Genomic DNA, 13,855 nt, shown 5'->3' with positions numbered 1-13,855 from the left:
GGGCCAAGGATGGCCCATGACGGCGGCCCACGGTCCAAAGCCGGAGTGAGGGCACTCCGAGCCTAAGCGAGGAGCCGAGTGGTGGGGCAAGAGCGTTTTGCTTACTTTTGCGCTCTTCAAAAGTGAGCCGCTGTAAGAGCGGAACCAATAGTCGCCGTTACCCAAACAACGGATATGTACCCTCAACCGTGCTTCTTGTAACGACGAATCCGAATATCCGCCTGCTCCTTGTGCCCCGCAAACCCTTCCATCCCGCAAAGCCGCGAGCAGTATTCCCCTACCAACACCGAAGCCTCATCCGTCAGCACCCGCTGATACGTGCACGTCTTGATGAACTTGCCGACCCACAGCCCGCCGGTGTACCGCGCAGTCCCGGTGGTAGGCAATGTGTGGTTGGTCCCAATCACCTTGTCGCCATAGGAAACGTTGGTGCGCTCACCAAGGAACAACGCGCCGTAATTGGTCATGTGCTCCAGGAAATACAACGGATCGCGGGTCATCACCTGCACGTGCTCGGAGGCGATGCGATCGGCTTCCTGCACCAGCTCGTCGACGCTGTCGCACAGGATGATTTCGCCATAGTCGCGCCAGGCGACAGAAGCAACCGGTGCGGTGGACAGGATCGCCAACTGCCGCTCGATCTCCGCCGGCAGGGTTTGCGCCAACTCCGCACTGTTCGTCAAAAACACCGCAGGCGAATTAACCCCATGCTCCGCCTGCCCCAACAAATCGGCAGCGATGATTTCAACATCGCTGCTGTCATCAGCAATCACCAGTGTCTCTGTAGGCCCGGCAATCAAGTCGATACCAATCTTGCCGAACAACTGACGCTTGGCCTCGGCCACATACGCATTACCCGGCCCAACGATCATATCCACCGGCTTGAACGTATCGGTGCCCAACGCAAACGCAGCAATCGCCTGCACCCCGCCCACGCAATAGATCTCATCGGCACCCGCCAAATACATCGCCGTCACAATGGCCGGATGAGGCTTGCCATCAAACGGCGGCGCGGCCGCAACAACGCGCTTCACCCCGGCCACCTTGGCCGTCAGCACGCTCATATGCGCCGACGCCAGCAACGGGTACTTGCCGCCCGGAATGTAGCAAGCCACCGAGTTCACCGGAATATTGCGATGCCCAAGGATCACGCCAGGCAAGGTCTCGACTTCCACATCGTGCATCGAGGCTTTTTGCACCTCGGCGAAGCGCCGGACCTGGGCCTGGGCAAAGGTGATATCGCCGATTTCCTGCTCGGACAGGCTCGCCACGCAGGCGGCAATTTCTTCGTCGCTCAGCCGGAAAGATACAGGCGACCACTGATCAAACTGCTTCGAGTATTCACGTACGGCCGCATCGCCGTTACGGGCGACGTTGGCGATGATGCGCTCAACGGTATCGCGGACTTGGGCGGCAATCTCGGCTTGGGCTTCGACCGGTTTAGGCGTTTTCAGGTAACGAATCATCAGTGGCTCCAGGTGGTTCTTGAGGGCACGCGACATGCCCCCGGCATTGGCAACCATCTTTTCCTACCCCCCTGCCCCGGGCAATTTCGCAGCCTCCCTATTGGTGACGCAACCTGACGCAACACAGACGCAGTGTTGAAGCACTGCGGCGAGCTGCTGACGTTATTCGTATAACCCCCGATGAAAAACATGTAAGCCCCATTGACTTAGGGATTCGGAGTGATAGGTTAAATAAGCGGTTATACGTATAACCTAACAATCACACCCAACGTAAAGAGGTGATCAACCGTGAGTCGAGTCTTGTATCTATTCGGTGGCTGGCCCGGCCATTTCCCCTACGAAATTGCGGCATGGGCGCGCACCGTTTTCCAGGAACTGGATTTCGAGGTCGAAGAGTCCACCGACATCTTCACACTGGACAGGGACTTGACCGGTTATGACCTGATCGTGATCGGCTGGAACAACGCCGTCACTACCGAGACGCTCACCGCGTCCCAGGAAAACCGCCTGCTGGAAGCGATCGAAAGCGGCACCGGCCTGGTGGGTTGGCACGGCGCAGGCGCGGCGTTTCGCGCCAGCCTCAAATATCACTGGGTGCTCGGCGGCTCATTCCTCGAACACCCGATGGGCGAAGGCTTTCCCCACCCGTACCAGGTCAACGTCATCGACCACAGCCACGAGGTGACCCAGGGCGTCGAGGATTTCGAGGTACGGTCCGAGCAGTACTACATGCAGGTCGACCCGAACATTCATGTGCTGGCTGAAACCACCTTCGACGGCAACCCCTTCCCCTGGCTCAACGGCCATCGCAGCCCGGTGGCCTGGGTGCGCCAGTGGGGCCTTGGGCGGGTGTTCTATCACTCCATCGGGCACGACACCAGCAACCTCGCCGACCCGAATATCCGCCGCCTGACCAAGCAAGGCCTGAACTGGGCGACACGCGGGCGTGCAGCCAGTACCGCCGAGGCAACCCCCTCCGTTTCATCAACCCAAGGAGTCCTGTCATGACTAAATTGACCGGCAGCCAGATCGTGGCTCAAACCCTGAAAAACTATGGCGTCGAATACGTCGCCGGTATTCCCGGCCACGGTATCTGGACCCTGACCGACGCCTTCCTCGAAGAAGACTCCAAGCTCAAGTTCATCCAGGTGTTCCATGAGCAGAGCGCGGTGCACCTCGCCGACGGTTACTACCGGGTGAGCGGCAAGCCGATGGCGGCAGTGACGTCCATCGGTGCCGGCGCCGCCAACACGGTGATCGGCATGGCCACCGCGTTTACCGACTCCACCAGCCTGATGCTGATCACCGGCGGGCCACCCACCCACATGCGTGGCCATGGCTTGCTGCAGGAGCTGGAGCGCTACACCGACAACGACTTCCCGAAAATCGCCGAGGCCGTGACCAAGCGTCATTGGGTGGCGACCCGTGTTGAAGAGTTGCCGTTCATGATGCACCGCGCCTGGAGCGCAATGGTCACCGGACGCCCGGGGCCGGTGCACCTGGAAATCCCGATGGATGTGCAGGCCGAGGCCGCTGAAGTGACCCTGCATGCCCTCGAAGAGCGCACCCCGATCGGCAAGTGCTTCCCGGACCCGGCAGCCACCGCACGCGCAGTGGAAGAGCTGAAACTGAGCAAGCGCCCGGTGCTGGTGATCGGCGGCGGCGTGATTACCGGCGAAGCCAGCGCGCAATTGTTCGCCCTGGCCGAAGCCTGGAAGATCCCGGTGGTCACCACTTGGAACGGCAAGAGCGGCTTCCCGGAAGATCACCCGTTGTTCGCCGGCAGTGTCGGCCAGACCGGCACCCTGTGCGGCAATAAAGTCGCGTCCACCGCAGACGTGATCATCGCCGTGGGCTGCCGTTTCACCGACTGGTCGTCGTCCAGCTACGCCAAGGGCGTGACCTTCGCGATCCCGCCGTCGAAGCTGATCCACATCGACATCGACCCGCATGAAATCGGCAAGAACTACCCGGTGACCGTGGGCATTTGTGCCGACGCCAAATACGCCCTCGCCGCCATTGTCGAAAGCCTGAAAGGCGAGACGGTTGAGCGCGAAGAGTACCTGAGCGACCTGCGCGGTTATCAGGAAGAATGGGAAACCAAACTGGCGGGCCGTCGTGACTCCGATCGCTTTCCGTTCACCTCGCAACGCCCCCTCGGCGCGCTGCGCAAAGTGTTCCCGCGGGACACCATCGTGGTGGTTGGCTCGGGCAACACCCAGGGCGCGGTCAAGCAGACTTTCCCGGTCTATACGCCACGTACCCACCTGACCTCCGGCGGCTTCTCGTCCATGGGCTGGGCCGTACCTGCGGCCATCGGTGCGAAGCTGGCGGCGCCTGACCAGCCGGTGGTGTGCATCCTCGGGGATGGCGATTTCCTGATGACCTCCCAGGAAATTGCGATCTGCGTGACCAACAATATCCCTGTGGTGTTCCTGATCCAGAACAACGCCGGCTACATGTCGATTCGCGGTGGCCAGCGCAAGCAGACCAGCCGCCATATCGGCACTGAATTCAACCACCCGGACGGCACGCCCTACAGCCCGGACTTCAAGGCGGTGGGCGAAGCCTTCGGCCTCAAATCCTACCGTGTGGAGCGCCCGGAAGACCTTGAGCCTATCCTGCAGGAAGCGCTGGATTTGAATGTGCCGGTGCTGATCGAAGTACCCACCGACCGCGATGCGGCTGGCCCTTGGGTGCCCGGCTGGTGGGACTTCCCGATTCCGGAATACATCACCGACGAACGCCAGGATGAGTACTGGCAAATCCGTAATTCCGAACAACACCTGTAAATGCCGGAGCGGCTCACATGAGTGATGCATTGATTTCGCATCATGCAGAGCTGAATCCACAACCGGGGGCGCCGCGCGAACCGCGCGCCCTCGACGTGGTGACACCTGATGCAGATGGCACGATCAACTGTGACGTGGTGATTATCGGCTCGGGCATGGGCGGTTCGACCTTCGCCCATGCCCTGCGTGACAGCGGGCTGGATATTGTGATCGTCGAACGAGGGGATTTCCTGCCCCGGGAAATCCAGAACTGGAGCGCTGAAGCGGTGTTCGGCCAAGGACGCTATCGCAATGCCGAACCGTGGCTGGACCAGGCCAACCAAGCATTTTCGCCGGGGGTGTTTTATTACGTCGGCGGCAACACCAAATTCTACGGCGCCATGCTGCCACGGTTTCGCGAGGCGGACTTTGGCGAGATCCAGCATGCCGAGGGCGTGTCGCCTGCGTGGCCCGTCAGCTACGCCGAGTTTGAACCCTGGTACGCCGAAGCGGAAAAGCTCTACCGCGTGCATGGCCAGGCCGGCATTGACCCCAGCGAACCCTGGCGTTCAGGACCCTTCCCGCAACCGGCACTCAAGCACGACCCGGCCCTGGTTGCGCTGGAGCAAAGCATGCAGCGTGCCGGACTCAAGCCGTTCGTGATGCCGGCGGCGGTGGACTATGGCGATGGCGGCGATTGCGTATTGTGCTCAACCTGCGATGGCTATCCGTGCCTGGTGGAGGCCAAGGCCGACGCTGAAGTTTCTGCGCTCAGGCCCGCCCTGCGCAGTGGCAGCATTCGGCTGATGACTCGCACCACGATCAGGCAGCTGAACACCGATAACGATGGCAAAACCGTGACTCAAGCGCGGGGTCTGTTCGATGGACGCGAGGTGACACTGCGTGCCAAACGCTTCGTGCTGGCGTGCGGCGCAGTCAACAGTGCGGCATTGCTGTTCAAGTCTGCGAACGCTCAACATCCTCATGGCCTGGGCAATAGCTCTGGGCAGTTGGGGCGTAACTACATGGTGCACAACAGCACCTTCATGCTGGCGGTGGACCCGCGACGCAAGAACAACGTGACCTTCCAGAAAACCCTGGCCATCAACGACTGGTACAGCGCCAGCCCGCACAACGCATTCCCCTTGGGTAACGTGCAGATGCTGGGGAAAATCCGCGAGCCGATGATCAGTACCATGCGGCCCTGGCTGCCGAAATTCGCTTCACGCTATATCACTGACCACAGCGTAGACCTGTACCTGACCTCGGAAGATCTGCCGACCCAGGACAACCGCGTCACCTACGACACGCAGCGCGGTGCGATCAAGGTTCACTGGACGCCGAACAACCTCAAGGCCCATGAAGGACTGGTGAGCAAGGCCACCCAAACCATGCGTGATGCAGGGTATCCGCTGATCCTCAAGGCGCGCATGGGCATCGCGACGAACTCCCACCAGTGCGGCACTGCCGTGATGGGCAAGGACCCAACCACCAGCGTGCTGGACCTGAACTGCAAGCTGCATGACCTGGAGAATGTATGGGTGGTGGACAGCTCGTTCTTCCCGTCGTCGGCGGCGGTTAATCCGGCACTGACCATCGCGGCGAATGCCCTCAGAGTAGCGGCACACTTCAAGGGGCAGCCCGGGTAAAGGTGGGAGCTGGCTTGCCTGCGATGCAGTCGACTCGGTCTGTCAGTGGTATTGAGTCGATGCCATCGCAGGCAAGCCAGCTCCTACAGCGATCCCTTACCAACGGGATCAGGCGTCTGCCTGCTGGATACTGCGGGTCGAGGTACGCACCACCAGCTTGGTGGCGAAAATCTTCTGCTCGGGCGCCAGCGGCGCATCAGCCGGGGCATTCAATTGCTCGGTCAGCATGCGTGCGGCGTACACGCCCTTCTCCACCATGGGTTGGGCAATGGTGGTCAACCCGAGCTGCACCGCCTCGGGAATATCGTCGAAGCCGATCACCGAAAGTGTCTGCGGCACTTGGCGACTGAGGGCGTGGGCGGTTTTCATGCAGGCAATCGCCATCACATCCGAGCACGCCACCACTGCCGTGACGTCGTTGGAGGTCAGCAATGTGAACGCTGCAGCCTGGCCGGACGTGGAATCCAGCCCACCGGCCTCGATCACGCTCAGGTCTTCAAACGCCAGGCCCGCGGCGGTGGCCGCCTCCACGTAACCGGTGAGGCGTTCGCGGACAATCCGCTCACTGGCACTTTTGAAGCGTTGCAGGTCAATCGGGCCGCGGTAACCATCCGGGTTGAGGCGGTCAATGATGACGCCGATCTTGCGGTGGCCCAGGTCCAGCAGATGCTGCATTTGCGTGCGAGCCGCACCGCGATCGTCGATGCCGACAAAAAACGAATTCTCGACCAGCGGCGAGTCGATCACCACGAACGGAATACTGTGCTTCACCACCGCCAGCACCGCCGGGTGATCATCGGGCAGGGTCGAGATAATCAGGCCATCCACCAGCCCGCGCAGGGCCAGGCTGCCGTGGCTCGCCGCCGGGCCCCGGCCCACCAGGCGGTTGTTGTTGAGCGGAAACAGTGTCAGTGCGACATTTTCCAACTCGCCCACTTCACTGATGCCGCGCAGCATGGCGATGGTGCACGGGTCGGCAAAGGCCAGGGACAACTTGTCCATCATCATCAACCCGATGGCGCCGATCTTGCCCGAGCGCAGGCTGCGGCCCAGCACATTGGGGCCCGGGTAGCCCAATGAAGCGGCCACCTCGAGGATATGCTCGCGCTGGGCCGGGGACAGTTTGGAAGGTCGGTTGTAGGCGTAAGACACCGCAGGCTGGGACACCCCTGCCGCCAGTGCTACGTCTTTCATTGAAACGGCCATCGCTTGCTTCCCAATCCTTTTGAAACCTCATGCGAGGTCATGAAAAAACAGGCGCTCAGTGTACCCGTTGAGGGGAAACCTTCGGAACCAGTCGTGTGGCACTGAACATGATTGCGACCATCAGCGAGGCAACCGCCAGCAGCGCCCAGGATAGATTCGTCGCGTGGGCGAACAAGCCGATCACCGCCGGGCCCATCAGGATACCCAGATAACCGAGGCTGGTGGCAGCGGCAATCGCCAGTTCCCCCGGCATGGTCTTTTGCGCGCCCGCCAGCGACAGGTACACCGGCGCGATATTGGCCAAACCGATGCCGATGACCGCAAACCCCACCAGGTTCACCTGCCAGTTCGTCGCGAGCACCACCGTGAGAAAGCCCAGGATTACAATCAGGCCACCGCCCACCAGTACTAGCCGGGCGCCGAGCCTGAGCAGAATCCGGTCGCCACTCAAGCGCCCCAACGCCATCATCACGGCGAAGCAGGCGTAGCCCAGGCCTGCAATGGAAGGCTCGACATCACGCACCTGGGTCAGGAACACCGCGCTCCAGTCGAGAATCGCACCTTCGGCCAGGAACGCGAACAGGCACAGCACGCCCAGCACCAGGACTTTACGCGTGGGCCGCACAAAGATCGGGCTGCCCTCTTCGCCGCTGCGCCCGAGCATCTGGCGCCCGTAACTCAGGACAAACGCAGCCAGTGCCGCCATCACCGCGCTGCTGGCCAGCAACGGCGTGGCGCCCAGCCAGAGCAGCGCGGTGATCCCCGCCGCACTGACAATCGTGCCCAGGCTGAACAAGCCATGAAAACCCGACATCAAGGACCGCCCGGTCGCACGCTCAACCATCACGCCCTGTACGTTCATCGTCACATCCACTGCGCCGCACCCTGCACCGAACACGGTCAGGGCAAACATCAAGCCCAAGAATGAATGTGTGGTCGCCAGCAGAGGCAGCGTCAGAAACACCAGGGCGATGCCGATGTGCATGGTAAAGCGGCAACCTTTGCGGGCGTTCAGGATGCCCGCCAGCGGCATCATCACCAGTGAGCCGAGGCCCAGGCACAGCAACAGGATGCCCAATGCGCCGTCGTCCACCCCGGCCCGGCTGCGCGCATAGGGAACCAGCGGCGCCCAGGCGCCCATGCACAGGCCGGACAGCAGAAACGTCAAGCGGTAGGCCGACATATGCGGCGTGGAGCACGGCAATAACAACTCTTGAGACGACACGGAAACCCCAATACCTGAACAGTTGGAGTTATACGTATAACTTAAAACTCAAGCGCCAGCCACTGCCTTGTTACTGTTACATATTCTGAATTGATAAAGCATTGACAGCCCACAGGGTGCAGGTTTTACTTCCGCAAGGTTATTCGTATAACCCAAAATTGCATAACCACCCCACAAAAACAAAAGGGACCATGCAGCGTGATAAGCACTTTCCAGAAAACCCCGATCCCCCCGCGTATTCGCAAGGCACGTATCGCCACCTTTCTCGGCTTCATGATGATCGGCGCCATGATGTACATCTGGTCCACCGGTGTAAGCGTGTTCAGGACCCAGCTTGGCCTGACGGGAGAACTCGGGGACTCGAGTTTCGGCCTGATTGCCCTCGGGGTCGGTGTCGGTTCCGCAGCCGGTGCGCTGCTGGTCGGGCGGCTGCTGGACACCTTCGGCGCCAAGCCGGTAATTACCCTTGGCGCCCTCGCCTATCCCCTTTCGATTATCCCGCTGGGCTTCGTCAACGGTTTCTGGTTTGCGCTGTGTTTCGGCTCTGTGCTGGGGCTGTTGCGCGGCGCCCTGGATACCGCCTTGAATGCCCACGGCGTGCAGGTTGAACGGTTTTATCGACGCTCGATCATGTCCGGCTTCCATGCCTTCTATTCCCTGGGCGGCTTCCTGCTGGGCATGGCATGCAGTTGGCTGACCCGGTTCTACACCGACAGCGTGCTGGTGCCTTACACCGTACTGGGCCTGGCGATGTTCATTCTGGGCTGTGTGTTCAGCCGATGGTTGCTGGGCAAGCATGATGTGCCCGACGCCCAGCTCGACGACTGGCAAGCCGGCACCCAGTCCCGGGACGAAACCGGCAAGGGCCCTTCGGCCAAGACGCTGCTGGTGATGATCGCTCTCGGCACCTTGCTGCTGGGCAGCATGATGGGCGAAAACGCAATTGCCGACTGGGGCCAGGAATACATTCGCCGGGAGTTCGCGACCACCACCTCGACCGCAGGCATGGCGGTCTCACTGTTCGTCGGTGCGTCATTCGTGGGGCGTCTTTTTGGCGACCGCCTGGCCGCTGCGTTCGGTAATGCGCAGGTGGTGTTTGGATGCGGTACGTTGTGCGTCCTCGGCATGATCACCACGGTATTGGGCGGTACGGCCGTGACCGGCGTTGTCGGCTTCGCGCTGTTTGGCCTCGGCCTTTCGTGCATCGCACCGTTGATGATCTCCGCCGCCGGGCGCCGGGACCCGGCACATGCCGGGCGCAATATCGGCATCGTCAACTGCATCGGATTTTCCGGGATGCTGGTGGGCCCCGCCGTCATCACCGTCATCGTCAGCAACTTCGGCCTGAGCAAGCTGATGTTCTTCCCGCTGGTGATGCTCGGTTTGCTCGCGACGTTCGGCCCACTACTGATGCGCGCGCCGAAGAAAACCGTTGCCCGCGGCAAAGCGCAAACCGGGGTGTGAGGGAGGCCCGCATCGTCACTGCACCGGCAGGAAATTCATCAGCAGCAAGCTTTGCGCGTAGTTGAGCCCGATGCGCCGGTAGCGTTCGTCGAGCATCTGGGTCAACAGGTCGAGGCGCGCGACGATCTTGCCGAACTCCACGGCAAAGCTGAGGTTGCTGCCCGCCTCCGAGATCTCGTTGGAGAACAGCAACAGCGAGCCATTGGCATCCTGGCGCTGACTGAGCAGCCAGGTGGCCTTCTCGATATTGCGCGCGGCATTGCTGACGAACTGGGGGTTGATCGAGTCCGTTATATAAAACTCGGTGCGCCCGCCGTGTGCCGTCACCAGCATGCTGCCGATCGCGTAGATGAAGGCGCCTACCCGGTCGCCGCGAAACTCCGGGCTCAGGGAATAGCTCAGCGCCGCCAGGTCGCGACGATCCCCCAGGGCAGGCAGTGGTTGGCGAAGTTCGATGGCCTGGCGGATTTGCCGGGCGGCGGTCACCGCGTCGGTGTAACCCGATTGACGCCACTGGTTGGGGTTGCGCAGGTAGAGCTTGCTCATCAGCAGATACAGGCTTTGCAGGTTGTCGCGCATGCTCAGGGTGGCCATGCGATCAACGCTGGTCTGGAAGAACTCGTCGGGCTTGCCGTTGCTGAACTGCGTGGCAATATCGCGCCCCTGCTGCTGGCTGCAACCGTTGGCGCAAAGCATCAAAACCGCAGCCAGCCACAGCGGCTGACGCATCCATCGGGTGATAAAAACAGGTAACGTGCGATCCATCGGCACCAGGTCTGGGTCTGCTGTCCACGCCGGAAATTAGTGTGGTCGGGACAGAGATAGATCGGAAGAACGGGAAAAAGTGCAGTGAGGGCGGCAAACCAATAATTTTTCCAGAGGTGCATCCACTTCGATCCTTGGTACGTAGATTCAATACCCTCACCCGGAGGGCACAAGCACCAAGGAGATACATCATGCACGCCATCTACAAAAAAATTGCTGCCGTTGCCTGCTTTACGATCCTCTCCGTCACCACATCCCTAAGTTTTGCCGCCGACACCGTAATGGTGGGCGGCGCGGCGATGTATCCGACGAAAACCATCGTCGAAAACGCAGTCAACTCAAAGGACCACACCACTCTGGTTGCGGCGGTCAAGGCAGCCGGACTGGTGGATACCCTTAACAGCAAAGGCCCGTTCACCGTATTCGCACCGACCAACGAAGCTTTCGCCAAGCTCCCCGCAGGCACCGTGGATACGCTTGTGAAACCAGAGCACAAAGCCGATCTCACAAAAATCCTGACCTATCACGTGGTGGCTGGCACTCATACCTCTGCACAACTGATGGCCGACGCCAAGAAGAACGGCGGTACCGTGATGTTGAAAACCGTGCAGGGTGAGTCGCTGACGATCAAGCTGCATGACGGCAAACTGTGGGTGGTGGATGCCAAGGGTGGCAAGGCCAGCATCAGCATTGCGGATGTGATGCAGTCCAATGGCGTGATTCATGTGGTTGATTCGGTGCTGATGCCGTAATCGTCGCTTGACACCGAAAAGCCCGACGCAGTGTGCGTCGGGCTGATTCGGATGCTTCAGTTGTCGGGGTGTTCACTCGCGACAGAATCAGCTGCATCCACATCCGACATATCCTCTTCCAGAGGGGCGTCATCGTCCGGCGGTAGAGGCGCTTCAGGTTGATCGCGCCGAGGATCATGCCCGGTTTCATTGTCTGTACCGCGCGTTACGCCCTGCTGGGATACGTTTCCAGGGGCCTTCTCGTTAATTTCCATGCTGGCTCTCCGTTCTAGCGCGGGATGTCCGTGCTTGAACATGAGAAACGATGCGGTGTCGCGAGTGCCGGCCGATGGACGAACGGTGGGGATCAATTTCATAACGGCCCTAACGCTCCGAGAGACTCTATCCACCGCAGGATCGCGGGTTTCTCTGCTGGTTTTTCGCCAATGCAACACACCTCGGGGTCGGTGAGAGAACACCAGACAGACACCGGGTCTCCCACTCGCAAGCCATACGAGGCTTTACGAAGCGCCGTCGTTGACCAAGCGTCAACCGTCTCGTTGAGAGACTTGTGAAAGTGCTGCCCATTGACGCTATAGCTGAAGCTCATGAACTGGCGTCCGGCCCACGATGCCTCACGCCCGACGAAGGTTACGTAGCCAGGCACCACTTGCCCCGCGTCCATGGCACTCATGAGTTCTCTCCTGAAAACAGCCCGGAAACACGTTTGTTTTTTGTGCTTTTACACTGTTATAGCTCAGAGGCCCGCAGCGCGACAGGTCCTTGGTCGCCGCCTACGGTGAGGCCTGAAACTGACTACCCTTTATATCTGACACACATTGACATATCGATAATTCTCGATATGATCGCGCCATGGACTTACTCGAAATATTCAAAGCCCTCTCAAACCAGACACGCCTCGAAATCCTGAAAGGTTTGAAAGACCCCGAAAAGAACTTCCCTGCACAAGATGAAGGGGACGTTCACACGGTGGGCGTGTGCGTCAGCAGTATTCAGGAAGGCATCGGGCTCTCGCAGTCGACGGTGTCTGGTTACCTGGCAACGCTGCAACGGGTGGGCCTGGTCGAAGTCAGGCGCATCGGCCAGTGGACTTACTACAAGCGCAATGAAGCCACCATCCGCAGGCTCGCCGAGATCATAGGGAAAGATTTGTAGTTTTTTTACCACAGAATATCGAGATTTCGCGATATCCCTTTTTGTCGAAACGAGGAAATGCAATGAAGGCGTTGATACTCAAGTCATTTGGCGGCCCGGAATCATTTGAACTTCGCGACGTTCCCAAGCCCGTTCCGCACACGGGGCAAGTCCTGGTCCGCGTACACGCAACCTCCATCAACCCGCTGGATTACCAGGTCCGACGTGGCGACTACGCTGACCTGGTGCCGCTACCGGCGATTACCGGGCATGACGTATCGGGGGTCGTTGAGGAAGTCGGGCCGGGGGTTACGTCCTTCGCGCCAGGCGACGAAGTCTGGTACACCCCGCAAATATTTGACGGACCCGGCAGCTATGCCGAATACCACGTGGCGGCCGAAGGCATTATCGGGAAGAAGCCCCCTGCCCTGAGTCATCTTGAAGCAGCAAGCCTGAGCCTGGTCGGCGGGACCGCCTGGGAAGCGCTGGTGGTGCGTGCAGCCCTCAGGGTGGGAGAAAGCATCCTGGTGCACGGCGGCGCGGGCGGCGTCGGCCATGTGGCGATCCAACTGGCGAAAGCCATTGGCGCCCAGGTGTTCACCACCGTACGCGACGTCAATGTCGAGTTCGCGCGAAGCCTGGGTGCGGACGTAATCATCGACTACGAAAAGGAAGATTACGTCGACGCCATCCTGCGGGAAACGGGTGGCCGTGGCGTTGATGTGGTGTTCGATACCATCGGCGGCACCACATTGTCCCGTAGCCCGGACGCGCTTGCGCAACTGGGTCGCGTGGTCACGATTGTGGACACGGCGCACCCCCAGAACCTCGTCCAGGCCTGGGGCAGGAACGCGAGTTATCACTTCGTCTTCACACGACAGAACCGCGGCAAGCTGGATGAAATGAGCGCACTGATCGCCAACGGTCAACTGCGGCCACACGTTGGCGCGGTCTATTCCCTTGCCGACATCCCGCTCGCCCATTCCCGCCTGGAAAGCCCCAACAACGGCATTCAAGGGAAAATCGCGATTGCCGTGTCCGCCGGCTTACAGGAGGATTGGCGCAACGGTGCTTGAGCTGATCGCACTGAACCACTTTTTTGGAGAGCACGGGTAAATGGCAGAACTGATGGAAATGCTCGACGGCCCAAGGACCGCACAGCAGGAACTGTTCTACGACCTCGAAGATGCGACGGCCGTTATCGCCTGGTCGGTCAATCAATTGGCCACTATCGCCGGGGTCGCCAAATCACCCGACGAAGCAGTCGCCCTGATGAAGATGGGTGCACTGCTCGCGGCTCAGCAGGAAAAGCTCAGCGGGTACGCGGATGAGGTGAAGGCCGGAAGGATTGTGCGAGGAGAGGATCACTCGTGATAAATACGCTACGCACCCAACAACCTTTCACATCCCTTTCACACTCGAG

Annotated in this window: 13 protein-coding genes; 8 read left to right on the top strand and 5 right to left on the bottom strand. The window is 60.3% G+C overall.

The genetic code is table 11. The annotated features are described in order from the left end of the window. Positions 1-182: 182 nt before the first annotated feature. Positions 183-1,466: a histidinol dehydrogenase gene (hisD, locus tag ACW9I6_RS05355; protein WP_008431521.1), complete on the bottom strand. Its 1,284-nt coding sequence runs from the start codon at positions 1,464-1,466 to the stop codon at positions 183-185. A 288-nt stretch (positions 1,467-1,754) separates the two neighbouring features. Here hisD and ACW9I6_RS05350 point away from each other — a divergent pair, with 288 nt between their 5' ends. Genes ACW9I6_RS05350 through ACW9I6_RS05340 form a run of 3 tightly spaced genes read left to right on the top strand, consistent with a single transcriptional unit; the run spans position 1,755 to position 5,886 of the window. Then, entirely contained in the window at positions 1,755-2,474 is a 720-nt protein-coding gene (locus tag ACW9I6_RS05350) for a ThuA domain-containing protein (protein ID WP_177041798.1), read from the top strand. Next, positions 2,471-4,258, top strand: coding sequence for a thiamine pyrophosphate-binding protein (locus ACW9I6_RS05345; protein WP_102369429.1), 1,788 nt, complete (start codon positions 2,471-2,473; stop codon positions 4,256-4,258). The genes ACW9I6_RS05350 and ACW9I6_RS05345 overlap by 4 nt, the downstream gene beginning before the upstream one ends. Before the next feature lie 17 nt (positions 4,259-4,275). Continuing rightward, positions 4,276-5,886 carry a GMC oxidoreductase gene (locus ACW9I6_RS05340; RefSeq protein WP_457338996.1) on the top strand — a complete coding sequence of 537 codons (1,611 nt, stop codon included), beginning with the start codon at positions 4,276-4,278 and terminating at the stop codon, positions 5,884-5,886. 108 nt (positions 5,887-5,994) lie between these two features. On the opposite strand, the gene ACW9I6_RS05335 is transcribed toward ACW9I6_RS05340, so the two are convergent. Together ACW9I6_RS05335 and ACW9I6_RS05330 are read right to left on the bottom strand one after the other, a co-directional pair. Further along, positions 5,995-7,092, bottom strand: coding sequence for a LacI family DNA-binding transcriptional regulator (locus ACW9I6_RS05335; RefSeq protein WP_008431528.1), 1,098 nt, complete (start codon positions 7,090-7,092; stop codon positions 5,995-5,997). 55 nt (positions 7,093-7,147) lie between these two features. Beyond that, complete coding sequence (locus ACW9I6_RS05330; RefSeq protein ID WP_050550296.1) at positions 7,148-8,275, bottom strand: MFS transporter; 1,128 nt, start codon at positions 8,273-8,275, stop codon at positions 7,148-7,150. Between the two features lie 243 nt (positions 8,276-8,518). Between ACW9I6_RS05330 and ACW9I6_RS05325 the strand changes: the two genes are divergently transcribed. After that, positions 8,519-9,781: an MFS transporter gene (locus tag ACW9I6_RS05325; protein WP_457338998.1), complete on the top strand. Its 1,263-nt coding sequence runs from the start codon at positions 8,519-8,521 to the stop codon at positions 9,779-9,781. 15 nt (positions 9,782-9,796) lie between these two features. Here the strand turns inward: ACW9I6_RS05325 and ACW9I6_RS05320 are convergent, their stop codons facing one another. Then, a complete protein-coding gene (locus ACW9I6_RS05320) occupies positions 9,797-10,546 on the bottom strand; it encodes a hypothetical protein (protein WP_032898777.1) in 750 nt (249 codons plus the stop codon). A gap of 191 nt (positions 10,547-10,737) precedes the next feature. Between ACW9I6_RS05320 and ACW9I6_RS05315 the strand changes: the two genes are divergently transcribed. Further along, a complete protein-coding gene (locus ACW9I6_RS05315; protein WP_003219652.1) occupies positions 10,738-11,298 on the top strand; it encodes a fasciclin domain-containing protein in 561 nt (186 codons plus the stop codon). Positions 11,299-11,354: 56 nt separating this feature from the next. Here the strand turns inward: ACW9I6_RS05315 and ACW9I6_RS05310 are convergent, their stop codons facing one another. Further along, positions 11,355-11,552 carry a hypothetical protein gene (locus tag ACW9I6_RS05310; RefSeq protein WP_023658951.1) on the bottom strand — a complete coding sequence of 66 codons (198 nt, stop codon included), beginning with the start codon at positions 11,550-11,552 and terminating at the stop codon, positions 11,355-11,357. A gap of 598 nt (positions 11,553-12,150) precedes the next feature. On the opposite strand from ACW9I6_RS05310, the gene ACW9I6_RS05305 reads away from it, so the two are divergent. From ACW9I6_RS05305 to ACW9I6_RS05295, 3 genes are all read left to right on the top strand, one after another. Further along, a complete protein-coding gene (locus ACW9I6_RS05305; RefSeq protein ID WP_003219649.1) occupies positions 12,151-12,453 on the top strand; it encodes an ArsR/SmtB family transcription factor in 303 nt (100 codons plus the stop codon). A gap of 62 nt (positions 12,454-12,515) precedes the next feature. Beyond that, a complete protein-coding gene (locus ACW9I6_RS05300) occupies positions 12,516-13,508 on the top strand; it encodes a zinc-dependent alcohol dehydrogenase family protein (RefSeq protein ID WP_003219647.1) in 993 nt (330 codons plus the stop codon). Between the two features lie 40 nt (positions 13,509-13,548). Next, on the top strand, positions 13,549-13,806 hold the full coding sequence (locus ACW9I6_RS05295; protein WP_003219645.1) for a hypothetical protein: 258 nt from the start codon (positions 13,549-13,551) through the stop codon (positions 13,804-13,806). Positions 13,807-13,855: the final 49 nt, after the last annotated feature.

This window comes from Pseudomonas sp. SDO5522_S412 (assembly GCF_054071215.1).
Note: the sequence above shows the minus strand (reverse complement) of the source record. Positions and strands in the feature narration are given on the sequence as shown.